This is a genomic window from Streptococcus sp. NLAE-zl-C503 (assembly GCF_900104285.1).
Taxonomy (GTDB): domain Bacteria; phylum Bacillota; class Bacilli; order Lactobacillales; family Streptococcaceae; genus Streptococcus.
In genome coordinates this window covers 12,477-36,550 of sequence record NZ_FNJT01000004.1, presented here as the reverse complement: position 1 = coordinate 36,550, position 24,074 = coordinate 12,477, and the positions used below count along the sequence as shown (strand labels likewise).

Annotated in this window: 28 protein-coding genes; 19 read left to right on the top strand and 9 right to left on the bottom strand. The window is 43.3% G+C overall.

The window, feature by feature from the left end; all coding sequences use genetic code 11:
- Nucleotides 1-3 precede the first annotated feature (3 nt).
- Both BLS46_RS07565 and BLS46_RS07560 read left to right on the top strand, forming a co-directional pair.
- Nucleotides 4-552 (top strand): carboxymuconolactone decarboxylase family protein, encoded by a 549-nt coding sequence (locus BLS46_RS07565; protein WP_004256949.1) that lies wholly within the window; start codon nt 4-6, stop codon nt 550-552.
- Between the two features lie 109 nt (nt 553-661).
- Nucleotides 662-1,561, top strand: a complete 900-nt coding sequence (locus tag BLS46_RS07560; RefSeq protein WP_084945548.1) for a TDT family transporter — start codon at nt 662-664, stop codon at nt 1,559-1,561.
- A 26-nt stretch (nt 1,562-1,587) separates the two neighbouring features.
- On the opposite strand, the gene serS is transcribed toward BLS46_RS07560, so the two are convergent.
- From serS to BLS46_RS07545, 3 genes are all read right to left on the bottom strand, one after another.
- The gene (gene serS, locus BLS46_RS07555; protein WP_093586706.1) at nt 1,588-2,862 is read right to left on the bottom strand and encodes a serine--tRNA ligase; all 1,275 of its coding nucleotides are present in this window, start codon (nt 2,860-2,862) and stop codon (nt 1,588-1,590) included.
- Nucleotides 2,863-3,075: 213 nt separating this feature from the next.
- Entirely contained in the window at nt 3,076-3,447 is a 372-nt protein-coding gene (locus BLS46_RS07550; protein ID WP_000079368.1) for a DUF956 family protein, read from the bottom strand.
- Between the two features lie 2 nt (nt 3,448-3,449).
- The gene (locus BLS46_RS07545) at nt 3,450-4,814 is read right to left on the bottom strand and encodes an aspartate kinase (protein ID WP_038804093.1); all 1,365 of its coding nucleotides are present in this window, start codon (nt 4,812-4,814) and stop codon (nt 3,450-3,452) included.
- A 202-nt stretch (nt 4,815-5,016) separates the two neighbouring features.
- On the opposite strand from BLS46_RS07545, the gene BLS46_RS07540 reads away from it, so the two are divergent.
- The 15 genes from BLS46_RS07540 to BLS46_RS07470 all read left to right on the top strand — a co-directional run bounded on the left by BLS46_RS07540 (nt 5,017) and on the right by BLS46_RS07470 (nt 16,663).
- A complete protein-coding gene (locus tag BLS46_RS07540; RefSeq protein ID WP_093586704.1) occupies nt 5,017-5,802 on the top strand; it encodes an enoyl-CoA hydratase in 786 nt (261 codons plus the stop codon).
- A gap of 90 nt (nt 5,803-5,892) precedes the next feature.
- Complete coding sequence (locus tag BLS46_RS07535; RefSeq protein WP_000386342.1) at nt 5,893-6,327, top strand: fatty acid biosynthesis transcriptional regulator FabT; 435 nt, start codon at nt 5,893-5,895, stop codon at nt 6,325-6,327.
- Nucleotides 6,327-7,301, top strand: coding sequence for a beta-ketoacyl-ACP synthase III (locus BLS46_RS07530; protein ID WP_093586702.1), 975 nt, complete (start codon nt 6,327-6,329; stop codon nt 7,299-7,301). Before BLS46_RS07535 ends, BLS46_RS07530 begins: the two co-directional genes overlap by 1 nt.
- A gap of 57 nt (nt 7,302-7,358) precedes the next feature.
- Nucleotides 7,359-7,583, top strand: a complete 225-nt coding sequence (locus tag BLS46_RS07525; protein ID WP_093586700.1) for an acyl carrier protein — start codon at nt 7,359-7,361, stop codon at nt 7,581-7,583.
- Between the two features lie 116 nt (nt 7,584-7,699).
- A complete protein-coding gene (fabK, locus tag BLS46_RS07520) occupies nt 7,700-8,674 on the top strand; it encodes an enoyl-[acyl-carrier-protein] reductase FabK (RefSeq protein WP_093586698.1) in 975 nt (324 codons plus the stop codon).
- Nucleotides 8,667-9,587, top strand: coding sequence for an ACP S-malonyltransferase (fabD, locus tag BLS46_RS07515; protein ID WP_093586696.1), 921 nt, complete (start codon nt 8,667-8,669; stop codon nt 9,585-9,587). Before fabK ends, fabD begins: the two co-directional genes overlap by 8 nt.
- Nucleotides 9,588-9,632: 45 nt before the next feature.
- The gene (gene fabG / locus BLS46_RS07510; protein ID WP_001177612.1) at nt 9,633-10,364 is read left to right on the top strand and encodes a 3-oxoacyl-[acyl-carrier-protein] reductase; all 732 of its coding nucleotides are present in this window, start codon (nt 9,633-9,635) and stop codon (nt 10,362-10,364) included.
- 28 nt (nt 10,365-10,392) lie between these two features.
- Nucleotides 10,393-11,625 (top strand): beta-ketoacyl-ACP synthase II, encoded by a 1,233-nt coding sequence (fabF, locus tag BLS46_RS07505; protein WP_093586694.1) that lies wholly within the window; start codon nt 10,393-10,395, stop codon nt 11,623-11,625.
- Complete coding sequence (gene accB / locus BLS46_RS07500) at nt 11,626-12,114, top strand: acetyl-CoA carboxylase biotin carboxyl carrier protein (protein WP_093586692.1); 489 nt, start codon at nt 11,626-11,628, stop codon at nt 12,112-12,114.
- Nucleotides 12,111-12,533 carry a 3-hydroxyacyl-ACP dehydratase FabZ gene (gene fabZ, locus BLS46_RS07495; protein WP_000565515.1) on the top strand — a complete coding sequence of 141 codons (423 nt, stop codon included), beginning with the start codon at nt 12,111-12,113 and terminating at the stop codon, nt 12,531-12,533. Before accB ends, fabZ begins: the two co-directional genes overlap by 4 nt.
- A gap of 11 nt (nt 12,534-12,544) precedes the next feature.
- Nucleotides 12,545-13,912 (top strand): acetyl-CoA carboxylase biotin carboxylase subunit, encoded by a 1,368-nt coding sequence (gene accC, locus BLS46_RS07490; RefSeq protein WP_093586690.1) that lies wholly within the window; start codon nt 12,545-12,547, stop codon nt 13,910-13,912.
- A gap of 35 nt (nt 13,913-13,947) precedes the next feature.
- Nucleotides 13,948-14,814, top strand: coding sequence for an acetyl-CoA carboxylase, carboxyltransferase subunit beta (gene accD / locus BLS46_RS07485; protein WP_093586688.1), 867 nt, complete (start codon nt 13,948-13,950; stop codon nt 14,812-14,814).
- Nucleotides 14,811-15,578 carry an acetyl-CoA carboxylase carboxyl transferase subunit alpha gene (locus BLS46_RS07480; RefSeq protein WP_093586686.1) on the top strand — a complete coding sequence of 256 codons (768 nt, stop codon included), beginning with the start codon at nt 14,811-14,813 and terminating at the stop codon, nt 15,576-15,578. The genes accD and BLS46_RS07480 overlap by 4 nt, the downstream gene beginning before the upstream one ends.
- Nucleotides 15,579-15,736: 158 nt before the next feature.
- Nucleotides 15,737-15,922: a biofilm-regulating peptide BriC gene (briC, locus tag BLS46_RS07475; protein WP_093586840.1), complete on the top strand. Its 186-nt coding sequence runs from the start codon at nt 15,737-15,739 to the stop codon at nt 15,920-15,922.
- 18 nt (nt 15,923-15,940) lie between these two features.
- Nucleotides 15,941-16,663 (top strand): CPBP family intramembrane glutamic endopeptidase, encoded by a 723-nt coding sequence (locus BLS46_RS07470; RefSeq protein WP_093586684.1) that lies wholly within the window; start codon nt 15,941-15,943, stop codon nt 16,661-16,663.
- A gap of 49 nt (nt 16,664-16,712) precedes the next feature.
- Here BLS46_RS07470 and nusB read toward each other — a convergent pair whose 3' ends face one another.
- From nusB to gatC, 6 genes are all read right to left on the bottom strand, one after another.
- Nucleotides 16,713-17,135 (bottom strand): transcription antitermination factor NusB, encoded by a 423-nt coding sequence (gene nusB / locus BLS46_RS07465; protein WP_093586682.1) that lies wholly within the window; start codon nt 17,133-17,135, stop codon nt 16,713-16,715.
- On the bottom strand, nt 17,128-17,517 hold the full coding sequence (locus BLS46_RS07460; RefSeq protein ID WP_000510598.1) for an Asp23/Gls24 family envelope stress response protein: 390 nt from the start codon (nt 17,515-17,517) through the stop codon (nt 17,128-17,130). Before BLS46_RS07460 ends, nusB begins: the two co-directional genes overlap by 8 nt.
- A 21-nt stretch (nt 17,518-17,538) precedes the next feature.
- Nucleotides 17,539-18,099 (bottom strand): elongation factor P, encoded by a 561-nt coding sequence (efp, locus tag BLS46_RS07455; RefSeq protein ID WP_000568640.1) that lies wholly within the window; start codon nt 18,097-18,099, stop codon nt 17,539-17,541.
- A 128-nt stretch (nt 18,100-18,227) separates the two neighbouring features.
- The gene (gene gatB / locus BLS46_RS07450) at nt 18,228-19,670 is read right to left on the bottom strand and encodes an Asp-tRNA(Asn)/Glu-tRNA(Gln) amidotransferase subunit GatB (RefSeq protein ID WP_093586680.1); all 1,443 of its coding nucleotides are present in this window, start codon (nt 19,668-19,670) and stop codon (nt 18,228-18,230) included.
- Complete coding sequence (gene gatA / locus BLS46_RS07445; RefSeq protein WP_093586678.1) at nt 19,670-21,136, bottom strand: Asp-tRNA(Asn)/Glu-tRNA(Gln) amidotransferase subunit GatA; 1,467 nt, start codon at nt 21,134-21,136, stop codon at nt 19,670-19,672. Before gatA ends, gatB begins: the two co-directional genes overlap by 1 nt.
- Entirely contained in the window at nt 21,136-21,438 is a 303-nt protein-coding gene (gene gatC, locus BLS46_RS07440) for an Asp-tRNA(Asn)/Glu-tRNA(Gln) amidotransferase subunit GatC (protein WP_045617614.1), read from the bottom strand. Before gatC ends, gatA begins: the two co-directional genes overlap by 1 nt.
- Before the next feature lie 165 nt (nt 21,439-21,603).
- On the opposite strand from gatC, the gene BLS46_RS07435 reads away from it, so the two are divergent.
- Both BLS46_RS07435 and BLS46_RS07430 read left to right on the top strand, forming a co-directional pair.
- Nucleotides 21,604-22,296, top strand: coding sequence for a YwaF family protein (locus BLS46_RS07435; protein WP_093586676.1), 693 nt, complete (start codon nt 21,604-21,606; stop codon nt 22,294-22,296).
- Nucleotides 22,297-22,439: 143 nt separating this feature from the next.
- Nucleotides 22,440-23,984, top strand: a complete 1,545-nt coding sequence (locus BLS46_RS07430; protein WP_093586674.1) for a peptide chain release factor 3 — start codon at nt 22,440-22,442, stop codon at nt 23,982-23,984.
- The last annotated feature ends 90 nt before the right edge of the window (nt 23,985-24,074 follow it).

Below are 24,074 nucleotides of genomic sequence, written 5' to 3'. Positions count from 1 at the left end.
CTTATGACAACATTTACCATCCACACAGTAGAATCAGCACCAGCAGAAGTAAAAGAAGTTCTTGAAACAGTAGAAAAAGACAACAATGGCTATATTCCCAACCTAATTGGTCTCTTGGCCAATGCCCCAACCGCCCTTGAAGCCTACCGAACTGTCGGAGCCATCAACCGCCGCAATAGCTTGACGCCAGTAGAGCGTGAAGTGGTGCAAATCACAGCTGCCGTAACCAATGGTTGTGCTTTCTGTGTCGCAGGTCACACCGCCTTTTCGATTAAACAAATCCAAATGAATGATGATCTTCTCCAAGCCCTCCGCAACCGTACCCCAATTGAGACAGACCCAAAACTAGATACTCTAGCTAAGTTTACCTTGGCGGTCATCAATACCAAAGGGCGTGTAGGAGATGAAGCGCTTAGTGAATTTTTAGAAGCTGGCTACACGCAACAAAATGCCTTGGATGTGGTTCTCGGTGTTAGTCTTGCCAGTCTTTGCAATTATGCCAATAACCTAGCCAATACGCCTATTAACCCAGAGTTGCAACCCTATGCCTAGTTCGAATCATAAATAAAAAATGAAGGCTGAGCAATCCAGTCTTCATTTTTCTATGCTATTTTAAGGGTTTTTATGCTATACTGATAATATATGATTAACGGAGGTTGCCATGAAAAAACTCCCCTTGGTATTTTCTGGTTGTTTGTTAGGTTTGGCAGGTGCAGGAAACCTGATTGCGGATACTTGGCCTGTTCTCTCTCATTTATTTAGTTTGACTGGATTAGTCTTATGGATTTTCTTTCTCCTTCTTCATCTAAGAAATTGGTCTGAAACCAAGCGAGAATTAACCAAAGCTCCTCTCTTATCTGGCATGGCGACCTTTCCCATGGCGGGGATGATTTTCTCGACTTATGTCTTGCGACTAGTTCCGTCTATGCCTATCCTAGCCCAGTTTTTGTGGTGGTTTTCCTTTATCTTGGATCTTGCTTTGATTGCTTATTTTTCTCGTCGCTTTGTGGGAGTGGAGGAAAGAGCTAGTGCAACACCAAGCTGGACGGTGCTTTATGTGGGGATAGCAGTGGCTGCCTTGACCTATCCAGTCGTTGGTCTGATTCAGATTGCCTACTTAACGGTGACTTTCGGCTTTCTAGCTACTTGTTTTCTCTATCCGTTGATTTACAGTGATTTAAAGAAAAAACCATTGACTCCAGCCCTACTAGGGCAAGAAGGAATCTACTGTGCTCCTTTTTCTTTGCTCTTAGCTGCTCTGGTGCGTATCGGTGGAGTTACTCTTCCGACCTGGGCCTTGTTACTGCTGATGCTTGTCTCTCAGTCGTTTTTCATCTTCGTTTTGACTCGCTTGCCCAATATTTTAAAAGAAGGATTTCAACCAGCCTTCTCAGCTCTGACTTTTCCAACCATTATCACGGCCACCTCGCTCAAGATGGCTCAGGGAATTTTGAAACTTCCATTTTTGGATTATTTGGTATTGGCTGAAACCCTCCTTTGCCTGATTATTTTACTCTTTGTCTTGAGTGGTTATCTAATTTGGTTGCGAAAAAAGGTCTAGCTATTATCTAGCTAGGCCTTATTTTTTTATGGTTTGATAACTTCAGCGCCACCCATATATGGACGAAGAACTTCAGGGATGGTTACAGAACCATCTTCATTTTGGTAGTTTTCAAGAATAGCAGCCACTGTACGTCCAACTGCAAGTCCAGAACCATTCAAGGTGTGAAGCAGCTTCACCTTGCCATCGGCTTCATCACGGTAACGGATTTGGGCACGACGAGCTTGGAAATCTTCTGTATTTGAACAGCTTGAGATTTCACGGTAGGTATTTTGCGCTGGAATCCAAACTTCCAAATCGTAAGTCTTGGCAGCTGAGAAGCCCATATCTCCAGTAGAGAGGGCAACGACACGGTATGGAAGGTTGAGTTTTTGAAGGATGTTTTCAGCGTTGGCTGTCATTTTTTCTAATTCTTCATAAGATTCTTCTGGTTTGGCAAATTTGACCATTTCAACCTTGTGGAATTGGTGTAGACGAATCAATCCACGTGTATCACGACCAGCTGAACCTGCTTCAGAACGGAAAGATGGACTCATAGCAGTGAAGTAGATTGGCAGGTCTTTTCCATCAAGGATTTCATCACGGTAGTAGTTGGTCAGTGGAACTTCAGCGGTCGGAATAAGGACATAGTTTGTGTCACTGAGTTCAAAAGTATCTTCCTTGAATTTTGGATATTGACCAGTACCAAACATAGAATCGTGGTTAACCATGTAAGGTGTGATGACTTCGGTATAGCCCTCTTTACCATGCTCATCCAACATAAAGTTATAGATAGCACGTTCCAAACGAGCGCCAAGACCTTTATAGAAAAGGAAACGAGCTCCCGTCACTTTTCCACCACGTTCCCAGTCAAGGATACCGAGGTCTTCACCCAGATCCCAGTGAGCTTTTGGCTCGAAGTCAAACTCGCGCGGAGTTCCCCAACGGCGAACTTCCACATTGTCATCTTCATCAGCTCCAACAGGAACGCTGTCAGCTGGGATGTTTGGAAGAGTAGTGGTGAATTCTGTTAATTTAGCATCGATTTCTGCCAATTCAGCATCCAAGGATTTGACCTCAGCAGAGAGAGCTTGCATAGCAGCAATCTTGTCATCAGCATTTTCCTTATTGCGCTTGGCTTGAGCAATCTCTGCAGAAACTGTGTTACGTTCTGCCTTGAGATTTTCGACCTTGACCAAGATGTCACGACGTTTAGCGTCGATTTCTTTCATCTCGTTCAAGACTGCAGCATCTACACCACGTGTAGCCAATTTTTCAGCGACAGCATCAAAGTCTGTACGAATACGTTTGATATCTAACATAAGAACTCCTTTATGAAAAAAGCACACCTAACAAAGCGTTGGAGTGGCAGGGCCACGGTTCCATCCAACTTCACAGGTGTGCACTTGATTCTGTATTTAATTGTGAATAACGGTAGAATTTCACCTATCCCTCCTATCTGCTCGCAGCACCCGCAGACTTTCTGAAAGAAGAGGATAACCTACTTATCCGTTGCTATGATTATACTAAAGTTTCTACTTTTTTGCAAATAGATTTTTAAATTTTTGTCCAATGGTCTGGAGCAGAGTCGGAAGTTTCACGACCTTGTCGTTTCCTAATTTTTCCCGAGCGATTTTGAGGATAGCCCCAGAGTCTTTTGAGGCAAAGAGGAATTTACCTTGATCGGTAAATACTTCAAAGTGACGGCTGATTTTGCGACCATTTACGTTGGCTCCGATTTGCTGAATGCTAGACCAGGGGATCTGGATATATTGTTCAACATTGACATCAGGATAAAACTCTAAGGCTTGGTCCCCGACTAGAAATTTTCCAACCTTTCCAGAGATAGAGAGGTAAGATGTTCCAGTGGTTTGGAGGTCAATGACTTTATTGAGAGATTGGGCCATGATCAGTCTTCCTTACTTTCATCGAAAAAGGCATGATAGAGAGCCTTGATAGCTGCTTTTTCTTGATCTTTATTGACAACAAACATGATGGAAACTTCACTTGAACCTTGGGACATCATCTGGATGTTGATTTTATTCTCAGACAAAGCACGTGTTGCAGTAGCAGTTACCCCGATATGACTCTTCATCTTTTCTCCGACAATCATAATGATTGAAAGGTCGTGTTCGATTTCAGCATGGTCCACTTCAGCCTTTTGAACGAGCTGACGCAGAATTTCTTCTTCTTTGATAGGAGTCAACTCACGGGAGCGGAGAATGATCGAAAGATCGTCGATACCTGTTGGCATGTGTTCCCATCCGATGTTAAGATCTTCGAGAATTTGCAGAACCTTGCGTCCAAATCCAACTTCACGGTTCATGAGGTATTTCGACATGTTGATGCTGACAAAGCCAGAATCACCAGCGATTCCAACGACTGGGAATTTATCACTGCTATGCTTTAGAACGATACGAGTACCCGGATGGTCAGGGTTATTGGTGTTTTTGATAACGAGAGGAATTTTCCCACGGTAGGCAGGAAGAAGGGCTTCGTCATGAAGGACTGAAAATCCAGCATAAGCCAATTCCCGCATTTCACGGTAGGTCAACTCAGGGATTGAGTGTGGTTGGTGGATAATTCCAGGATGGGCAGCAAAGATACCGTCTACGTCCGTAAAGTTTTCATAGAGATCAGCCTTAACACCGGCAGCGATGATGGAACCAGTTATGTCGGATCCACCACGGGAGAAGGTACAGATTTGATTTTCCTTAGTGACCCCAAAGAAACCAGGAATAACAAGGACTTCGTTGCTGTCAGCCAAGCCTTCAATCTTGTCATAACTAGAGGGAATGATACGTGCGTTTCCTGGTTCACTTGTGACAACAATCCCAGCTTCTCTTGGGTGAACATAGCGTGCATCGATGCCGTTTTGGTTAAAGTAAGCTGCGATAAGTTTGGCATTGTTGTTTTCTCCAGCTGCTAGGAAGGTGTCATAGAGAAAGTCATTTTCCTCAATAGGAAGAGTCGCTAAGGCACGGATGCTTTTAGAAATTTTTTCTAGAACTGATGGTTTTAAGCCTAGTTCGCTCACCATAGCCGCATAGCGATCGATGATCCAGTTTTGGCTCTTGCTGATATCATTTCCTGCTACATAATCACGATAGTATTTGATCAAGGCATCTGTAACCTTGGTATCCTCAGAATTGCGTTTACCCGGTGCAGAAACGACCACAAAACGGCGCTCTTTATCGCTTTTAACGATGTTTAAAACTTTTTCTAACTGACTAGCAGAGGCAAGAGAGCTTCCGCCAAATTTTACAACCTTCATAAGGGCTCCTCAAGTAAGTATTTTATACGATTATAGCAGAAAGAGGGGTATTTTTCAATGAAGAAAATAGTATAGTCTTTAGGATAAAGTGAGCGTTTTGATCAGCCGAGACACTTTCGATTGGTTTTCTCTTGCCTCTTTATCTAAAAAAAGGTATACTTTGATAATAAAATAATTTTATCACCTTACAAAAGGAGAAGCTATGAATCATATCCTATATCAGATCCTAGATGATCTTGCTATCATTACTTTGAATCGTCCCGAAGTTGCAAATGGTTTCCATATCCCAATGTGTGAGGAGATTTTAGAAGCTTTAACCTTAGCAGAACAGGATCAAGCTGTTCAGTTTATCTTGATTAACGCTAATGGGAAGGTCTTTTCAGTTGGAGGAGATTTGGTTGAGATGAAGCGTGCAGTGGATGAGGATGACATTCCTTCTTTGAATAAGATTGCAGAATTAGTCAATACAATTTCATATAAAATCAAGCAAATTCCTAAACCTGTCTTGATGGAGGTAGATGGAGCGGTTGCTGGCGCTGCAGCCAATATGGCAGTGGCAGTCGATTTTTGTTTGGCGACTGATAAGGCAAAGTTTATCCAAGCCTTTGTTGGAGTTGGATTGGCGCCAGACGCTGGTGGGATCCATCTCTTGAGTCGTAGTATCGGGGTAACACGGGCTGCGCAACTTGCCATGACAGGAGAAGCTTTGACTGCGGAAAAAGCACTGGAATGGGGCGTGGTATACCGTGTCTGCGAGGCAGATAAGCTAGAAAAGACAAGAGAACAAGTTCTGAAGAAATTAAGACGAGGCTCAGCAAACTCATACGCAGCCATTAAAAAGTTGGTTTGGGAAAGCCAATTTAAGGATTGGCAGAATTATGCTGAACTGGAATTGAAACTGCAAGAATCTTTGTCTTTGACTGAAGATTTTAAAGAAGGAGTACGAGCTCATTCTGAAAGAAGACGACCAAAATTTTCAGGAAAATAAAAAAATACTTGCGCAATTCTTTGAAGTTTGATATACTTTTTTTGTCAAATGTTTTGAATACAAAAGTTTTTTTGAGAAGGAGGGAATACTTTGGACTACCAACAAGTGAATGAGTATTTAACATCTATTTTTAATAATGTCCTTGTGATTGAGGAGGTTAGCTTACGAGGTAGTCGTTTCAAAGACATCTCCATCAAAGAAATGCACACGATTGATGTGATTGGGAAGTTTCCGGAGGCAACTCCAAGTAAGGTTTCTAAAGAACTGATGGTCACTCTTGGAACTGTTACGACCAGCTTGAATAATCTCGAAAGAAAAGGTTATGTTGAGCGCATTCGTTCTGATCAGGATCGTCGTGTGGTCTATCTGCATTTGACAAAGAAAGGTCGTTTGGTTCACCGCCTTCATAAACGTTTCCACAAGGCCATGGTCGAGAAAATTATCGATGGTATGAGTTCTGAAGAAATAGAAGTGATGGGCAGGGGCTTGACTAATCTTTATCAATTTTTGGAGGATTTGAAATAATGGCTTTTGCAAAAATAAGCCAGGTTGCTCATTATGTTCCAGAGCAAGTAGTCACTAATCAAGACTTGGCCCAAATTATGGATACAAGCGATGAGTGGATTTCAAGCCGTACAGGAATTAAACAGAGACATATTTCAAAAACGGAGTCAACGAGTGATTTGGCGACAGAAGTTGCCAAGAGTTTGCTGGCTAAGGCGAGCATAAAAGCGGATCAGATTGATTTTATCATTGTAGCGACGATTACCCCAGACTCGATGATGCCTTCTACGGCAGCTCGGGTTCAGGCAAATATCGGAGCGCATAGAGCTTTTGCCTTTGATTTGACAGCAGCTTGCAGTGGCTTTGTATTTGCTCTCTCAACTGCTGAAAAGTTTTTAAGCTCTGGACAGTTCAAGAAAGGGATTGTTATCGGAGCTGAGACCTTATCTAAGGCGGTTGATTGGTCTGATCGTTCGACAGCTGTTCTCTTTGGAGATGGTGCAGGCGGGGTTCTCTTGGAAGCGAGCGAAACACGTCACTTCCTTGTGGAAAGTCTCTATACGGATGGCTCTCGGAGCGAGTGTTTGACCTGTGCCCAAACGGCTCTGACTTCGCCCTTCTCAGATCAAGAGGCAGTTCCTGCTTTTTTGAAGATGGATGGACGAGCAGTTTTTGATTTTGCAAATCGAGATGTTGCTAGATCAATCAAAGAGACTATTGAAAATAGTCCAATCGCAGCATCGGAATTGGATTATCTCTTGCTTCATCAGGCAAATATCCGCATTTTGGATAAGATGGCTAAGAAGATTGGTGTAGACCGAGACAAACTTCCTGCCAATATGATGGAGTATGGAAATACCAGTGCAGCAAGTATCCCGATTTTGCTCTCAGAGTGTGTGGAGAATGGCAAGATTCGTTTAGATGGTAGCCAAACGATTCTCCTATCAGGCTTCGGTGGAGGTTTGACATGGGGCACACTCATTCTTACAATCTAGGTAATCATGTGGTAAACACATAGTTATAAATTTTTTATATTTTAAAGGAGTCCTATCATGGCAGTATTTGAAAAAGTACAAGAAATTATCGTTGAAGAACTTGGGAAAGACGCATCAGAAGTAACACTTGAATCTACTTTTGATGATTTGGATGCAGATTCATTGGACTTGTTCCAAGTAATCTCTGAAATCGAAGATGCTTTCGATATCCAAATCGAAGTAGAAGATAACTTAAAAACAGTTGGTGACTTGGTTGCCTACGTTGAAGAGCAAACAAAATAATTAACATATTACTAGAAGGAGTAGGGGAACCCACTCCCTCTTGTTTAGGTAATAGTTTGAAACTCAAATGATAAACCAATCGAACTATTACGTAAGCAAGGAATGATGGAGGCACTATGAAAACACGTATTACAGAATTATTGAATATTGATTATCCTATTTTTCAAGGAGGAATGGCCTGGGTTGCAGATGGTGACTTGGCTGGTGCGGTATCAAAAGCTGGTGGCCTAGGGATCATCGGTGGTGGAAATGCACCTAAAGAGGTCGTGAAGGCTAATATTGATAAAATCAAATCACTTACGGACAAACCTTTTGGTGTCAACATCATGCTCTTGTCACCTTTTGTAGAAGACATCGTTGATCTCGTGATTGAAGAAGGGGTCAAGGTGGTTACAACTGGTGCAGGAAATCCAAGTAAATACATGGCTCGTTTCCATGATGCAGGAATTACAGTGATTCCTGTTGTTCCAAGTGTTGCTTTGGCAAAACGCATGGAAAAAATTGGTGCAGATGCAGTTATTGCAGAAGGAATGGAAGCCGGTGGACATATTGGTAAATTAACAACGATGACCTTGGTTCGTCAGGTTGCTGCAGCTGTTTCGATTCCGGTTATCGCAGCTGGAGGAATTGCGGACGGTGAAGGTGTCGCTGCAGGCTTTATGCTTGGTGCTGAGGCCGTTCAAGTTGGTACGCGTTTCGTAGTAGCTAAGGAATCTAACGCCCATCCAAAATACAAGGAAAAAATCTTAAAAGCGCGTGATATCGATACGACTATTTCAGCTCAACACTTTGGTCATGCTGTTCGTGCTATTAAAAATCAGTTGACACGTGACTTTGAACAGGCTGAAAAAGATGCCTTTAAACAAGAAAATCCAGACTTGGAAATCTTTGAGCAAATGGGGGCTGGTGCTCTTGCTAAAGCCGTTGTTCATGGAGATGTAGAAGGTGGATCTGTCATGGCAGGTCAGATCGCTGGTTTGATTTCTAAAGAGGAAACTGTCGAAGAAATCCTAAAAGATCTATACTATGGCGCAGCCAAGAAAATTCAAGAAGAGGCCTCTCGTTGGGCAGGAGTTGTAAGAAATGACTAAAACAGCCTTTCTATTTGTCGGTCAAGGTGCTCAGTATCTAGGGATGGGGCGTGATCTCTATGATCGCTATCCTATCGTCAAGGAAACAATTGACCAAGCCAGTCAGGTTTTGGGTTATGACCTTCGTGACTTGATTGATAAGGAAGAAACCAAGTTAAACCAGACTCGCTATACGCAGCCAGCTATTTTAGCGACTTCGGTTGCTATTTACCGACTATTGAAAGAAAAGGGCTACCAGCCGGATATGGTAGCAGGATTGTCTCTTGGGGAATATTCTGCTCTTGTAGCAAGTGGTGCCTTGGACTTTGAAGAGGCAGTTGCCTTGGTTGCCAAGCGTGGTGCTTATATGGAAGAGGCTGCACCTGCAGGCTCTGGAAAGATGGTTGCCGTTCTTAATACTCCAGTTGAAGTGATTGAGGAAGCTTGTGAAACAGCCTCTAAAGTTGGAGTAGTGACTCCAGCTAACTACAACACCCCAAGCCAGATCGTTATCGGTGGTGAGGTGGCTGCGGTTGACCGCGCAGTTGAACTCTTGCAGGAAGCAGGAGCAAAACGATTGATTCCTTTAAATGTATCTGGTCCTTTCCATACAGCCCTTCTTGAGCCAGCCAGTCAGCAATTAGCTGGAGCTCTTGAGGGAGTGAGTTTCTCTGACTTTACTTGCCCTCTAGTCGGCAATACGGAAGCTGCTGTTATGGGAAAAGATCGAATCCAAGAGCTCTTGACGCGTCAGGTCAAAGAACCTGTTCGTTTTTATGAAAGTATTGCTGTGATGCAGGATGCTGGGGTAACCAATTTTATTGAAATCGGCCCTGGTAAGGTCCTATCAGGATTTGTCAAAAAGATTGATAAATCAGCTAAGGTAGCCAATGTCGAAGACCAGGCAAGCTTGGATGCTTTGTTAGGAAACTAATGACCCCTTCTCCCACAAAATACAACAGGAAACAGGAGAAATAGAATGCAACTTACAAACAAAAATGTCTTTGTAACAGGTTCAAGTCGTGGTATCGGACTTGCCATTGCTCACAAATTTGCTCAACTAGGTGCTAATGTAGTCTTGAATAGCCGTGGAGCAATCTCAGAAGAATTGCTGGCTGAGTTTTCAAACTATGGTGTCAAAGTAGTACCGATTTCAGGTGATGTTTCAGACTTTGCAGATGCCAAGCGTATGGTAGATCAAGCGATTGCAGAACTCGGTTCTGTTGATGTCTTGGTCAACAATGCTGGGATCACTCAAGATACGCTTATGCTCAAGATGACTGAAGAAGACTTTGAAAAAGTGATTAAGATCAACTTGACAGGTGCTTTCAACATGACGCAAGCAGTCTTGAAACAGATGATCAAAGCACGTGAAGGTGCGATTATCAACATGTCTAGTGTGGTCGGTTTGATGGGAAATATCGGACAAGCCAACTATGCAGCTTCTAAAGCAGGTTTGATTGGTTTTACCAAGTCAGTTGCACGTGAAGTTGCCAATCGTAATGTGCGCGTAAATGCTCTTGCACCAGGAATGATTGAGTCAGATATGACTGCTGTTTTGTCTGATAAGGTCAAAGAAGCGACATTGGCCCAAATCCCAATGAAACATTTCGGTCAAGCAGAACATATCGCAGATGCTACAGTGTTCCTAGCTGGACAGGATTATTTGACTGGACAAGTTCTCGCTGTTGATGGCGGACTTAGCATGTAAAAAATAAGGAAAGATATAGGTAAGACAGATGAAACTAAATCGAGTTGTAGTAACAGGTTACGGATTGACCTCTCCTATCGGAAATACTCCAGAAGAATTTTGGAACAGTTTGCAAACTGGGAAGATTGGAATTGGAGAAATCACTAAGTTTGACCACAGCGACTTTGCTGTGCACAATGCAGCAGAAGTTCAAGATTTCCCATTTGAGAAATACTTTGTCAAAAAAGATACCAACCGTTTTGACAACTATTCTTTGTATGCCTTGTATGCGGCTCAAGAAGCGGTGACAAATGCAAATCTTGATGTAGAAGCAATCGATAAGGATCGCTTTGGTGTTATCGTAGCTTCTGGTATTGGGGGAATTAAAGAAATCGAAGATCAGGTTATCCGTCTTCATGAAAAAGGTCCAAAACGCGTTAAACCAATGACACTTCCAAAAGCCTTGCCAAATATGGCTTCAGGAAATGTTGCCATGCGCTTCGGAGCAAACGGTATCTGTAAATCAATCAATACAGCTTGTGCCTCATCAAATGATGCCATTGGGGATGCCTTCCGCTCTATCAAGTTTGGCTTCCAAGATGTCATGTTAGTTGGAGGATCAGAAGCTTCTATCACTCCATTTGCCATTGCTGGTTTCCAAGCTCTGACAGCTCTTTCTACGACAGAAGATCCAACCCGTGCTTCTATTCCATTTGACAAAGATCGTAATGGTTTTGTAATGGGAGAAGGATCAGGAATGTTGGTTCTTGAAAGCCTTGAACACGCTGAAAAACGTGGGGCGACTATCTTGGCTGAAGTAGTTGGCTACGGTAATACCTGTGATGCTTACCACATGACTTCTCCACATCCAGAGGGTCAAGGCGCGATTAAGGCGATTAAACTAGCTTTGGAAGAAGCAGAAATTTCTCCAGAGCAAGTGGCTTATGTCAATGCCCACGGAACTTCAACTCCTGCTAATGAAAAAGGAGAAAGTGGTGCGATCGTAGCTGTCCTTGGTAAAGAAGTACCTGTATCTTCAACCAAGTCCTTTACAGGACACTTGCTTGGGGCTGCAGGAGCAGTAGAAGCCATCGCTACAATCGAAGCTATGCGTCATAACTTCGTGCCAAAAACAGCTGGAACAAGCGAGTTGTCAGACTATATCGAAGCGAATGTCGTTTATGGACAAGGCTTGGAGCAAGAAATTCCTTATGCTATTTCAAATACTTTTGGTTTTGGTGGACACAACGCGGTTCTTGCTTTCAAACGTTGGGAGGGCTAGATGAATATCAATGAAATTAAAGACTTGATGGCTCAGTTTGACCAATCAAGCCTGCGTGAATTTTCTTATAAAAACGGAGCGGACGAATTGCAGTTCAGTAAGAATGAAGCAAGAATGGCTTCTGAAGCTCCAGCTCAAGTTGTTCCAGCACCAACTGCAGTAGCGGCAAGTCCAGTAGTTTCTACTCCTTCAACTCCAGTAGAGAGTGCAGTGGAAGAAGCTCCAGTACCAGCTGAAACGACGGTTGCTCCAGAGGGGGATGTCGTTGAGAGCCCACTTGTAGGGGTGGCTTACTTGGCCGCTGGACCAGATAAACCTGCCTTTGTCACAGTCGGAGACAGTGTTAAAAAAGGTCAGACTTTGGTGATCATCGAAGCCATGAAAGTCATGAATGAAATCCCTGCACCTAAGGATGGTGTGGTAACAGAAATTCTCGTTTCAAATGAAGAAATGGTTGAGTTTGGTAAAGGATTGGTACGTATCAAATGATCGATATTCAAGGAATCAAAGAAGCTCTACCCCATCGCTACCCTATGCTCCTAGTGGACCGTGTCTTGGAAGTGAGCGAGGATACCATTGTTGCCATTAAAAATGTCACCATCAACGAACCTTTCTTTAATGGTCATTTTCCTCAATACCCAGTTATGCCAGGTGTTCTTATCATGGAAGCCTTGGCACAGACTGCGGGTGTCTTGGAATTGTCCAAGCCTGAAAACAAAGGAAAGCTGGTCTTTTACGCTGGCATGGACAAGGTCAAGTTTAAGAAGCAAGTTGTACCAGGTGATCAATTAGTCATGACGGCTACTTTTGTCAAACGTCGTGGTACCATCGCCGTGGTTGAAGCAAAGGCTGAAGTAGATGGCAAGCTTGCAGCGAGTGGTACTCTTACCTTTGCAATTGGAAACTAAGGAGGATCTCCATGTTTCGTAAAATTTTGATTGCCAACCGTGGTGAGATTGCGGTTCGCATTATTCGAGCTGCGCGTGAATTGGGCATCGCGACCGTAGCAGTTTATTCAACTGCTGATAAGGAAGCTCTTCACACACTCCTAGCGGATGAAGCTATCTGTATCGGACCCGGTAAGGCGACAGAGTCTTATCTCAATATCAATGCGATTTTATCTGCTGCAGTTTTGACAGAAGCAGAAGCCATTCACCCAGGTTTTGGTTTTCTTAGCGAAAACTCCAAGTTTGCCACGATGTGTGATGAAGTGGGGATTAAGTTCATCGGTCCTTCTGGGGCTGTAATGGATACCATGGGAGATAAGATCAATGCGCGTGAGCAAATGATCAAGGCTGGGGTTCCAGTTATCCCAGGATCTGATGGTGAAGTTCACACGGCTGAAGAGGCACTTGCAGTTGCAGAAAAAATTGGCTATCCAGTCATGCTTAAGGCATCAGCTGGTGGTGGCGGAAAAGGGATTCGTAAGGTTGAAAAGGCAGAAGACTTGGTCGCAGCCTTTGAGACAGCATCTAGCGAAGCCAAGGCCAACTTTGGAAATGGCGCTATGTATCTTGAGCGTGTGATTTATCCAGCTCGCCATATCGAAGTTCAGATTCTTGCGGACCAAGAGGGTCATGTTGTCCATCTTGGTGAACGGGATTGTTCACTCCAACGGAATAACCAAAAGGTCTTAGAAGAAAGCCCATCTATTGCGATTGGCAAAACCCTTCGTAATGAAATTGGTGCAGCAGCCGTTCGTGCAGCAGAGTCTGTAGGCTATGAAAATGCAGGGACGATTGAATTTCTTCTCGATGAAGCGAGTGGCAATTTCTACTTCATGGAAATGAATACTCGTGTACAAGTTGAACACCCAGTCACAGAGTTTGTTTCAGGTGTTGATATCGTGAAGGAACAGATTCGCATTGCTGCCGGACAACCTTTACCTTTTAAACAAGAAGATATTGTCCTACGAGGTCATGCTATCGAGTGCCGGATCAATGCAGAAAATCCAGCATTTAACTTTGCTCCAAGCCCAGGGAAAATTACCAATCTCTATCTACCAAGTGGTGGAGTTGGCTTGCGTGTGGACTCGGCAGTCTATCCAGGCTATACCATTCCTCCTTACTATGATAGTATGATTGCTAAAATCATTGTTCATGGGGAGAATCGTTTTGACGCTCTTATGAAGATGCAACGGGCACTTTATGAACTTGAGATTGAAGGAGTGCAAACCAATGCAGACTTCCAGTTGGATCTGATTTCAGATCGCCGAGTTATCGCTGGTGACTACGATACTTCCTTCTTGATGGAAACTTTCTTGCCAAAATACCAAGAAAAAGAATAGACTTTCAAAGAGTATGAGAACTAAAAGGGGGATTTATGGCTCTATTTAGTAAAAAGGATAAGTATATTCGGATCAATCCTAATCGTTCCGTAAGGCAGAAACCACAAGCCAAGCCTGAGGTTCCGGATGAACTCTTTTCCAAGTGTCCTGGATGTAAACATATCATCTACCAAAAGGATCTTGGAAGTGAGCAAATTTGTCCCCATTGTAGCTATACTTTCCGTATTTCAGCTCAGGAACGCTTAGCTTTGACGGTTGATTCTGACAGCTTTATGGAGATGTTTACGGGTATTGAAACTCAAGATCCGTTAAACTTTCCTGGCTACCAGAAAAAACTGGCTAGTATGCGTGAAAAGACAGGTTTGGATGAAGCGGTACTAACTGGTACAGCTAGCATAAAGGGACAAAAAGTTGCCCTTGGGATCATGGATTCTAACTTTATCATGGCTTCTATGGGAACCGTTGTGGGTGAAAAAATCACGCGCTTGTTTGAATATGCGACGCTTGAAAACTTGCCAGTCGTTCTCTTCACAGCTTCTGGTGGAGCTCGTATGCAAGAAGGAATCATGAGCTTGATGCAGATGGCTAAGATTTCTGCGGCAGTTCAACGTCATTCCAAGGCAGGACTTTTTTACCTGACTATTTTGACGGATCCGACAACAGGCGGAGTGACAGCTTCTTTTGCTATGGAAGGTGACATTATCCTAGCGGAGCCCCAGAGTTTAGTTGGTTTTGCTGGGCGTCGTGTTATCGAAAATACAGTTCGTGAGACCTTGCCGGATGACTTCCAAAAGGCAGAATTTCTGCTTGAACATGGATTTGTTGATGCAATTGTCAAACGGAGAGAATTGCCTGAAACAATTGCTAAATTAGTAAGATTGCATGGAGGAAGTCGCGGATGAATATTGCAAAAATAGTCAGAGAGGCACGTGAGCAGAGTCGCTTGACTGCACTTGATTTTGCCAATGGAATCTTTGACGAGTTTATCGAATTGCATGGAGATCGCTCTTTCCGCGATGATGGTGCGGTTATTGGTGGAATTGGCTGGTTAGGTGACCAAGCAGTAACTGTCGTCGGTATCCAAAAGGGGAAGAGTCTTCATGACAACCTCAAACGAAATTTTGGGCAACCTCATCCAGAAGGCTATCGCAAGGCTCTTCGCCTGATGAAACAGGCGGAAAAGTTTGGCCGTCCAGTTGTGACCTTTATCAATACGGCGGGTGCTTACCCAGGTGTTGGAGCTGAGGAACGTGGACAAGGGGAAGCAATCGCTCGAAACCTGATGGAAATGAGTGATCTCAAGGTTCCAATCATCGCGATTATTATCGGTGAAGGAGGATCTGGAGGTGCATTAGCACTAGCCGTAGCTGACCGTGTCTGGATGCTGGAAAATTCGATTTATGCCGTTCTCAGTCCAGAAGGCTTTGCCTCTATCCTTTGGAAGGATGGGAGCCGTGCCATGGAGGCGGCAGAGTTGATGAAGATCACTTCACACGAACTCCTAGAAATGGGAATCGTGGACAAGGTAATCTCAGAAGCGGGTCTCCCCAGTAAGGAACTGCAAGCTCGTGTTAAAAATGAATTGCGTGCAGAGCTTGAACGCTTGCAAGGCTTAGCCTTGGAACAGCTCATCGAAAAACGTTACCAACGCTTTAGAAAATACTAAAAAGAAAGCTAGAACTGAGTAAAGGTTCTAGCATTTTTTTAGAGAACATACATTTCAGGACGAAAAATTGACAGTTGAGGAGAAGACTAATAAAATAGATAAAAAAGAAGTATACTGTAGATGTGAGCCTACAACAATATTTTAAGAAGGTTCTTGCAATGACAGGTACAGATACATTTACAGTTCTTTCGTCAGAAGACCTAGACCAAATCTCAGGCGGTCTTGCTATTTGGGAAGATGGATATGGTAGATGGTTATATTATAGAGAATTTGCTCCCTATATGGGGCAAGGGGCACTTAATTCTTATAGGGATGCTTGGAAGTACGGCTTCCGAGCAGGATAATCTTTCAAAAAAAGTACGATGAGAAACACAAAGAAACTAAGACAATTTGGAATATTTTTGCTTATTATTTTACTATCTACCTATTTACCACAAACAATTGGATTGTATGTAGCAATCATTTTAGGTTTAGGCGCTGATGTCTATTCCCTTATTTTAACAATAGGATTAGTAGGAAGTTTTCTTCTATTAATTTGGTGGTTAAAAAAGCAAAAGATGCTCTTTATCTTTGAGAAAAAGAGCTGGAACTGGTCATTTGTCTTCTACTTATTTGCAACTTATGTGGTTTATCAGATTCTCGGTAATTTTTGGGCACGCTATGCTCATTTGATTAATCATAGGAATATTCATGATGAGTATTTTACCGTGGTTCTTTCAAATGGACAACCAACTTTTTTATCGACTATCTTATCTTTTGTCCTGCCTGTAATCATCGGTCCTGTTTTTGAGGAGACTCTTGATAGAGGGTATTTTATGAATACCTTCTTTCCTAAGTCAAAGTACTATTTAGATGTCATCTTATCAGGCCTTATCTTTGGACTTAGTCATTTGATACTATCTCACCGGGACCCAATTAGTTTATTATATTATAGTCTGATTGGTCTCTTTTTTGCCCTTGTTTATCGTTCTACCGACAATCTGAGATTAACGATTCTCTGTCATAGTTTTTTTAACTTTCTCAATCATGCAAAACCTATCTGGATTTTTGTTTATAATTATGTCTATTACCACTTTTTTAGATAGTGGAAGGCAAAGAAAAAAGTGTTTGATGTTTGTCAAACACTTTTTCTATTTACTGTTCTTCTATCACAAACTGGCTGAGCAGTCCATTGATAAAACGGGCAGACTTTTGATCTGAGAAGTCCTTTGCAAGCTCGATAGCTTCGTTAACAGCAACCAGCTGAGGGGTGTCAAATGAAGTGATTTCAAAGACTCCCAAGCGAAGGAGGTTTCTCTCCACGAGCGTTAAACGTTCAATGGTCCAACCTGCTTTTAAATGCTGTGTGATTTGCTTGTCTAGTTCTTCCTTTTTAGTTTGAACACCAGAAACGAGCTCTGTCAAAAAGGCTGGGAGTTGCACATCCGTATCTTCACGATCGTGTGTGTAGGCGAAACGACAAGCAGTTTCGACGTCTGTATCAAACTCAAGACTCATAAGAGCTTGAAAGGCACACTTACGGAGCTCACGTCTAGATTCTAATAGTGGACTAGTCATTGAGGAAGTCCTCATCAAACAAGTCTTTCAAGTCAGGTTTTGGTGTTTTATCTGGAACGATACCTGCAACGTGGATATTGATAGCAGCGAGTTCTACATCAGCCATATTGCGGACTGCATCTTTGACAGCTTTTTGGATAGCAACAGCTACCTTAGGAACTTTTACTCCGTACTCAAGGTAGAGGTAGATATCTGCTGTGAGTTCTTCGTCCACGTTTTTAAGATAAACACCGCGGCCGAGTGAAAGTTTTGAAAGGGTATCAGATACTGATTTGTTTGAAAAAGAGTGTACGCCCTCTACCTTTGCAGTAGCAACAGCAATGATTTTTTCAAGTACACGTGGGGCGATAACGATTTCGCCAAGTTGTTCTTCAATTCCCATAGAATGACCTCTTTCTAGAGATTAGGCACGAGAAACGTAAGTTCCTTCTGCAGTGTTGATAACGAGTTTTTGTCCTGCTTCGATGAAGTCTGGAACGTTTACGACAAGTCCAGTTTCCATCGTTGCTGGTTTACCAGAACCTGTAACAGTAGCACCTTTGATAGATGGTTGAGTTTCTGCAACTGTCAATTCGACAGTAGTAGGAACGGTAACACCGATCACTTCAGTTCCGTAGAATTGGATCTTCACATCAGAGTTTTCAAGGATGTAAAGCAATTCGTTTTCAACGTTGACTACAGGGATTTCGTATTGGTCGTAAGTTTCTGTATTCATGAAGTATGCTGTGTCATCCATTTTGTACAAGTATTGAGCTGGGACAGTCTCGATGATGGCTTGTTCAAATTTTTCCTCTGGACGGTAGCTTGTGTCAAATGTAGAACCAGTACGGACATCACGCAATTTCATACGCATGATCGTGTTTCCTTTACCTGGTTTGTGGTGGCTAGCTTCCAAAACGCGGATCAATTTTCCGTCAGCTGTTTCAAAGGTCATACCAGCTTTTAATTTACTTGCTTCAATCATGTTTTTACCTCTTTAATAAATATTATTACTCTTCATTTTACCATAAAATACTCTGGAAATAAAGCCAAAATAGTTATTGGGAGTTGGTAGAGAAGAAAAAACCAACCTTAGGGCCGGTTTTGTTCTGTCTAGTTTTCTTTCAACTTCGCCAATTCCTGTGCAAGCAGTTTAAGGGCAACTTGTGGGTTGGCTTGGCCTTTGGTTGCTTTCATGAGGAAGCCTGTGAAGGCCTTGTCTGCGTTGCGTTTGCCTGATTTGAAGTCGGCAACGGCTGCTTCATTATCCGCAAAGACTTGGTGGATGATTGGAATCAGAACATCTGGATCTGAGATTTGAACCATTCCTGCTTTTTCCACGTAGTCACGCGCGCCACCGCCATTTTTAGCCAGGTGGACAAAGACTTTTTTGGCAATTTTAGAAGAGATAGTGCCGTCCTCGATGATGGCAATCATTTCAACCAAGTTTTCTGGTGTCAATTCGATTTGTTCCAGTGTCTTGCCTTCTGCGTTCAAGAATTGAGCGACTTCACCTTGGAGCCAGTTAGAGACTTGTTTGGCATCACCACCGAGGGCAACAGCTTTCTCAAAGAAGTCAGAAGTGACTTTGTTAGCAGTCAGCTGACTAGCATCGTAGTCTGACAAGCCAAGTTCAGATACGTAGCGTGCACGGCGCTCTTTTGGAAACTCTGGCAACTCAGTACGCATTTCTTCGATCCACTCATCAGAGATTTCAAAGAGTGGTAGGTCTGGCTCTGGGAAGTAGCGGTAGTCTGCAGCACCTTCCTTGACACGCATGAGGATGGTTGCCTTGTTAGCTTCATCGTAACGGCGAGTTTCTTGGCGGATTTGACCACCTGAGCGAAGGATTTCAGCTTGACGTTGGACTTCGTATTCAAGCCCTTTACGGACATTTGAGAAGGAGTTGAGGTTTTTCAACTCAGTCTTGGTACCGAATTTTTCTTGACCATAAGGACGAAGGGAGATATTGGCATCCACACGCATAGAACCTTCTTCCATCTTAACGTCAGAAATGCCTGCGTATTGGATAACTTCCTTGAGGGCAGTAAGGTAAGCATAGGCTTCTTCAGGAGAACGCATGTCAGCCTCAGATACAATCTCAATCAAGGGAACTCCTTGGCGGTTGAGGTCAACATAAGAGTAACCATCTGTACCATGGGTGTTCTTACCAGCATCTTCTTCTAGGTGAGCGCGTTCGATACCGATTTTCTTAGTTGTACCGTCTTCTAGCTCCACTTCAATCCAGCCGTTGTATCCGATTGGCTCATCAAACTGAGAAATTTGGTAGGCTTTTGGATTATCAGGATAGAAGTAGTTCTTGCGGTCAAAGTGCATGTGCTTGTGGATGTCCATGTTGAGGGCAAGAGCAGCCTTGATTCCGGCATCAACAACACCTTTATTGAGAACTGGCAGTACACCTGGGAAAGACCAGTCAATCACGTTAGTGTTGGCATTTTGGTCGTTTCCAAAGTGGGCAGAAGTAGGTGAGAAGATTTTTGAATTGGTGTTGAGCTCTACGTGGACTTCAAGTCCAATGACTGTTTCAAAGTTCATTAGTTATCACCTCCAAAAATCACGGGTTGTTGTTTGTGGTAGTCTGTTGTCACCTCAAAAGCAGCAGCAGCTTGGTAAATGGTCTCTTCTGAGTACTTAGGACCAATCAATTGCAGACCGACAGGTAGACCTTGAGAGAATCCAGCAGGAATCGAAATCCCTGGAAGACCTGCCAAGTTGACTGGGATGGTCAAGAGATCAGCCAAGTACATGGCAACGGGGTCATGGTTGAGTGAGTCCAAGTCATAGGCAACACTAGGAGCAGTTGGTCCCAAAATCAAGTCGTAATCCGCAAAGACTTTTTCGAAATCTTGAATGATGAGGGTACGGACTTGTCCTGCCTTCTTGTAGTAGGCATCGTAGTAACCTGATGAAAGGCTGAAAGTACCCAGCATGATACGGCGTTTCACCTCTTCACCGAAACCTTGACTGCGGCTGTTTACATAGATTTCATCAAGGTTAGTCGCATCCTCTGCGCGGTAGCCGTAACGGATACCGTCAAAGCGTTGCAAGTTTGATGAAGCTTCTGATGAAGCAATGATGTAGTAAACGGCAACCCCGTATTTAGAGTGAGGAAGGCTAACTTCTTCGACGATAGCGCCGAGTTTTTCAAAGTGTTTGGCTGCCTTGATGATGGTTTCTTTAACTTCTGGGTCAATTCCTTCACCAAGGTATTCTTTAGGCAAAGCGATTTTCATGCCCTTGATGTCTTGACCGATTTTGGAAGTAAAGTCAGCGATGCGGACAGGAGCAGAGGTAGAGTCTTTGGCATCTTCGCTGGCAATAGCGTTGAGCAAGAGGGCATTCTCCTTAACAGTTGGTGCAAAGGGTCCGATTTGGTCTAGAGAGCTACCAAAGGCAATGAGCCCGAAACGTGAAACTGTTCCGTAGGTTGGTTTGAGACCAACAATCCCGTTGAAGGCAGCAGGTTGGCGGATAGAACCACCAGTATCAGAACCAAGTGACAAGCGGACTTGTCCTGAGGCTACAGCTGCAGCAGAACCACTTGATGAACCACCAGGAACCTTGCTGTGGTCCCAAGCATTTTTAGTGGCACCGTAGTGAGAAGTCTCACCTGAACCACCCATGGCAAATTCGTCCATGTTGGTCTTTCCAACAACAATCATACCCTTAGCTTTGGCATTGGCAACGGCTGTCGCATCAAAGATTGGCTCGTAGTTGTAGAGCATTTTTGAGGCTGCAGTTGTCAGGATACCGTCGGTAGAGATATTATCCTTAACAGCCAGTGGAATTCCTGAAAGGACATTGTCCACGTCAATTCCAGCTTCATCAATAGCCTTAGCTTGAGCGAGGGCTTGCTCTTCAGCGATGGTAATAAAAGCATTGATAGCCGTCTCGCGAGATTTGATATCTTCAAGCGTTGCTTGTGTCAATTCAGTTGCAGAAATTTCCTTAGAGACAAGGAGGTTGTGCAAGTCTTCAATGGTTTTGTTATTAAAAGTCATTAGGCATCTCCTCCATCATCTAGGATAGCTGGTACCTTGATATAGTAGTTGTCTTTTTCAGGTACGTTTTTAAACAAGCGATCACGGTCTGTTCCTTCTTCGGCCACATCAGGGCGGAGTACGGTCTTGCGGTCAGCCATAGTTGTAGTAGGTGCAATACCAGTTGTGTCAACTTCGCCCAGCAACTCAACCATATCAACAATTTTAGATAAGGTGGTCGCAAAGGCGGCAGTTTCTTCTTCAGAGAATCTTAATTTTGAAAGATTGGCAACGTGTGTTACCTCTTCTTGCGTAATTTTCATCTTGCATCCTTTCGTGAAATGATGATTTTTAGTCTGTTCTATTTTACCATATTTTCCTATAAATAAGGGAGCCAAACTGAAAAGAAATAGAAATTGAAAAATCGCTTTTAATTCGCTATAATGGTTAAACTAGAGAATAGAGAAAATAAGAGTTAGGATAGAAATATGTTCCATCAATTTATCACCAGATCTCAAACGGTTCCTCCTCCTATTCCACTCTTTTGGTATGGGGCTATGATGCTTCTTTTAGTGCTTTGTATTTATGGAGCACTTGCTTATCACAAAAATCCGAAATTTGTCCGCTTGTTTAAGGGGATTCAGATCCTCCAGTTACTTGCCCTATATAGTTGGTATGTTGGTTTTGGAATTCCATTTTCTAATAGCCTTCCATTTTACCATTGCCGTTTGGCTATGTTTGCGGTGGTTTTCTTGCCTGATAAATGGCGGAGCAAGCAATATTTTGCCCTCTTAGGAGCAAGTGGAGCGGTCTTTGCTTTGGTTTATCCCGTTTTTGACCCCTATGATTTTCCCCATATTACTAGTTTTTCATTTTTGATTGGGCACTATGCCCTTTTGGTGAATTCCTTGGTTTACTTGATGAATCACTATGACAAGAGTCTGCTCAAGAAATATATGATTGTAGCCTATACTTTTATCCTCAACCTCTTTCTAGTTTGGGTTAATCAGGTGACGGGTGGAAATTATGGTCTCTTAAGAGATACACCGTTTATCTCGAATGCTCCTCTATGGCTAAAGTACCTCCTTGTGTCGGTCATCCTTTCACTGGCTCTTGTTCTCTTTGATATCTTGTTCAAGAAACGGTGGGAAAATAGAAATCAGGTAAAATCTATACTCTAGCTTGCCTTTTCATCAGATGAGCAATTGAAAAACTCCCCAAAATCCGATATAATGGAGAGTTGAAAGGAATGGTAAAATCCAATGTAAACATCATTCTTAGCTACTGAAACAACTAAAAATAGAGAATCAAAGAAAGAGAACTTATGACTATTCAAGAAGAAATCAAGAAACGCCGTACCTTTGCCATCATCTCCCACCCGGACGCGGGGAAGACAACCATCACTGAGCAGTTGCTCTACTTTGGGGGCGAGATTCGTGAGGCTGGTACCGTAAAAGGGAAGAAAACAGGGACTTTTGCAAAGTCTGACTGGATGGATATTGAGAAACAACGTGGGATTTCGGTCACGTCATCTGTTATGCAGTTTGACTATGATGGTAAGCGCGTGAACATCCTAGACACACCAGGGCACGAGGACTTCTCAGAAGATACTTATCGTACCTTGATGGCGGTGGATGCTGCGGTCATGGTCGTGGACTCTGCCAAGGGTATCGAGGCCCAAACCAAGAAATTGTTTGAAGTTGTGAAGCACCGTGGCATCCCAGTCTTTACCTTTATGAACAAGCTGGACCGTGACGGTCGTGAGCCGCTGGATCTCTTGCAAGAACTAGAAGAAGTCCTAGGCATTGCGAGTTATCCAATGAACTGGCCAATCGGGATGGGGAAAGCCTTTGAAGGGCTTTATGACCTCTATAACCAACGTTTAGAACTTTATAAAGGGGATGAGCGCTTTGCCAGTCTGGAAGAAGGGGACAAGCTCTTTGGAAGCAATCCTTTCTACGCTCAGGTTAAGGACGACATCGAACTTTTGCAAGAAGCGGGAAATGAATTTTCAGAAGAAGCTATTCTTGCAGGAGAACTGACTCCGGTCTTCTTTGGTTCAGCCTTGACAAACTTTGGGGTGCAGACCTTCCTTGAGACCTTCCTTAAGTTTGCCCCTGAACCACATGGACACAAGAAGACAGACGGTGAAATTGTCGATCCATATGACAAGGATTTCTCAGGATTCGTCTTTAAAATCCAAGCCAACATGGACCCTCGTCACCGTGACCGGATTGCCTTTGTGCGTATCGTATCCGGTGAATTTGAGCGTGGGATGAGTGTTAATCTGCCTCGTACTGGCAAGGGTGCCAAGCTTTCGAATGTCACTCAGTTTATGGCGGAAAGTCGTGAGAATGTGACCAACGCCGTAGCAGGAGATATCATCGGTGTTTACGATACAGGTACTTATCAGGTTGGAGACACTTTGACGGTTGGAAAAAATAAGTTTGAATTTGAACCACTGCCAACCTTTACACCTGAGATTTTCATGAAAGTTTCTGCTAAGAACGTCATGAAGCAAAAATCCTTCCACAAGGGAATTGAGCAGTTGGTACAAGAGGGAGCCATTCAGCTTTATACTAACTACCAAACAGGCGAGTACATGCTGGGCGCTGTAGGTCAACTTCAGTTTGAAGTCTTCAAGCACCGTATGGAAAATGAATACAATGCGGAAGTGGTCATGAGCCCAATGGGTAAAAAGACGGTTCGTTGGATCAAGCCTGAGGAGCTAGACGAGCGCATGTCTTCTAGCCGAAACATCTTGGCTAAAGACCGCTTCGACCAACCTGTCTTCCTCTTCGAAAACGACTTTGCCCTCCGCTGGTTTGCGGATAAGTATCCAGATGTAGAGCTGGAGGAAAAGATGTGATTCAGTAAGCCTACTTGATTGCATAGCAATCTAAGTAGACTACGGTAAGTCCTATTAGACTTACCTAACTGCCTCACTAGGAAAAGTCCG

What these genes read in the sequence shown, in the direction of transcription:
- BLS46_RS07565 (WP_004256949.1), top strand. Translation starts at nt 4, where the DNA reads ATGACAACATTTACCATCCACACAGTAGAATCAGCACCAGCAGAAGTA.
- BLS46_RS07560 (WP_084945548.1), top strand. Translation starts at nt 662, where the DNA reads ATGAAAAAACTCCCCTTGGTATTTTCTGGTTGTTTGTTAGGTTTGGCA.
- serS (WP_093586706.1), bottom strand. Translation starts at nt 2,862, where the DNA reads ATGTTAGATATCAAACGTATTCGTACAGACTTTGATGCTGTCGCTGAA.
- BLS46_RS07550 (WP_000079368.1), bottom strand. Translation starts at nt 3,447, where the DNA reads ATGGCCCAATCTCTCAATAAAGTCATTGACCTCCAAACCACTGGAACA.
- BLS46_RS07545 (WP_038804093.1), bottom strand. Translation starts at nt 4,814, where the DNA reads ATGAAGGTTGTAAAATTTGGCGGAAGCTCTCTTGCCTCTGCTAGTCAG.
- BLS46_RS07540 (WP_093586704.1), top strand. Translation starts at nt 5,017, where the DNA reads ATGAATCATATCCTATATCAGATCCTAGATGATCTTGCTATCATTACT.
- BLS46_RS07530 (WP_093586702.1), top strand. Translation starts at nt 6,327, where the DNA reads ATGGCTTTTGCAAAAATAAGCCAGGTTGCTCATTATGTTCCAGAGCAA.
- BLS46_RS07525 (WP_093586700.1), top strand. Translation starts at nt 7,359, where the DNA reads ATGGCAGTATTTGAAAAAGTACAAGAAATTATCGTTGAAGAACTTGGG.
- fabK (WP_093586698.1), top strand. Translation starts at nt 7,700, where the DNA reads ATGAAAACACGTATTACAGAATTATTGAATATTGATTATCCTATTTTT.
- fabD (WP_093586696.1), top strand. Translation starts at nt 8,667, where the DNA reads ATGACTAAAACAGCCTTTCTATTTGTCGGTCAAGGTGCTCAGTATCTA.
- fabG (WP_001177612.1), top strand. Translation starts at nt 9,633, where the DNA reads ATGCAACTTACAAACAAAAATGTCTTTGTAACAGGTTCAAGTCGTGGT.
- fabF (WP_093586694.1), top strand. Translation starts at nt 10,393, where the DNA reads ATGAAACTAAATCGAGTTGTAGTAACAGGTTACGGATTGACCTCTCCT.
- accB (WP_093586692.1), top strand. Translation starts at nt 11,626, where the DNA reads ATGAATATCAATGAAATTAAAGACTTGATGGCTCAGTTTGACCAATCA.
- fabZ (WP_000565515.1), top strand. Translation starts at nt 12,111, where the DNA reads ATGATCGATATTCAAGGAATCAAAGAAGCTCTACCCCATCGCTACCCT.
- accC (WP_093586690.1), top strand. Translation starts at nt 12,545, where the DNA reads ATGTTTCGTAAAATTTTGATTGCCAACCGTGGTGAGATTGCGGTTCGC.
- accD (WP_093586688.1), top strand. Translation starts at nt 13,948, where the DNA reads ATGGCTCTATTTAGTAAAAAGGATAAGTATATTCGGATCAATCCTAAT.
- BLS46_RS07480 (WP_093586686.1), top strand. Translation starts at nt 14,811, where the DNA reads ATGAATATTGCAAAAATAGTCAGAGAGGCACGTGAGCAGAGTCGCTTG.
- briC (WP_093586840.1), top strand. Translation starts at nt 15,737, where the DNA reads ATGACAGGTACAGATACATTTACAGTTCTTTCGTCAGAAGACCTAGAC.
- BLS46_RS07470 (WP_093586684.1), top strand. Translation starts at nt 15,941, where the DNA reads ATGAGAAACACAAAGAAACTAAGACAATTTGGAATATTTTTGCTTATT.
- nusB (WP_093586682.1), bottom strand. Translation starts at nt 17,135, where the DNA reads ATGACTAGTCCACTATTAGAATCTAGACGTGAGCTCCGTAAGTGTGCC.
- BLS46_RS07460 (WP_000510598.1), bottom strand. Translation starts at nt 17,517, where the DNA reads ATGGGAATTGAAGAACAACTTGGCGAAATCGTTATCGCCCCACGTGTA.
- efp (WP_000568640.1), bottom strand. Translation starts at nt 18,099, where the DNA reads ATGATTGAAGCAAGTAAATTAAAAGCTGGTATGACCTTTGAAACAGCT.
- gatB (WP_093586680.1), bottom strand. Translation starts at nt 19,670, where the DNA reads ATGAACTTTGAAACAGTCATTGGACTTGAAGTCCACGTAGAGCTCAAC.
- gatA (WP_093586678.1), bottom strand. Translation starts at nt 21,136, where the DNA reads ATGACTTTTAATAACAAAACCATTGAAGACTTGCACAACCTCCTTGTC.
- gatC (WP_045617614.1), bottom strand. Translation starts at nt 21,438, where the DNA reads ATGAAAATTACGCAAGAAGAGGTAACACACGTTGCCAATCTTTCAAAA.
- BLS46_RS07435 (WP_093586676.1), top strand. Translation starts at nt 21,604, where the DNA reads ATGTTCCATCAATTTATCACCAGATCTCAAACGGTTCCTCCTCCTATT.
- BLS46_RS07430 (WP_093586674.1), top strand. Translation starts at nt 22,440, where the DNA reads ATGACTATTCAAGAAGAAATCAAGAAACGCCGTACCTTTGCCATCATC.